The organism is Craterilacuibacter sinensis (genome assembly GCF_009831765.1).
GTDB classification, from domain to species: domain Bacteria; phylum Pseudomonadota; class Gammaproteobacteria; order Burkholderiales; family Chromobacteriaceae; genus Craterilacuibacter; species Craterilacuibacter sinensis.
Genome location: NZ_WSSB01000037.1, coordinates 1 through 433, shown reverse-complemented (window position 1 = coordinate 433; position 433 = coordinate 1). Strand labels below are relative to the sequence as shown.

Sequence of the window (433 nt, the reverse complement as noted above, 5' to 3'; positions counted from 1 at the left end):
CTGAAGGATCGCGATGTAATCATGCTCGATACTTCGCGCCGCGATGCGAACCATGAGGGCATCTATGTGATACGCTTGGATGACATGCTCATGGTGAAGCAGCTGCAAAGGCTTCCAGGCTGGAAACTTAGGGTTTCTAGCGCTAATCCGGCCTATGCATCCTTCGATGTTGACCTTTCTAACGCTGAAGAGGGTGTTGCGGTCATCGGTAAGGTGGTCTGGTTTGGTCGTCAGACCTGATTTCGCAGTTGCTGCCATAAGCTGACAAATAACAGGTGAAAGCATGTCCGTGACACGTTTTTGCGGTGAAAATTTCGCGTATTGGCAGTAATTGCAAAGACTCGGCGCAAACCCGCGCCGCTGCTCGTTTCAGCTCAGATTAACTCGCTTCTGCTCGCTGATTTCCCTCTGCCAATACTCCCACCTCACCACA

At 51.3% G+C, this 433-nt stretch carries 1 protein-coding gene; it reads left to right on the top strand.

Going from position 1 to position 433, the window contains the following annotated elements; all coding sequences use genetic code 11:
* Nucleotides 1-240, top strand: a 240-nt coding sequence (locus tag GQF02_RS15755; protein ID WP_160798404.1) for a S24 family peptidase, incomplete at its 5' end; no start/stop codon positions are given.
* Nucleotides 241-433: the final 193 nt, after the last annotated feature.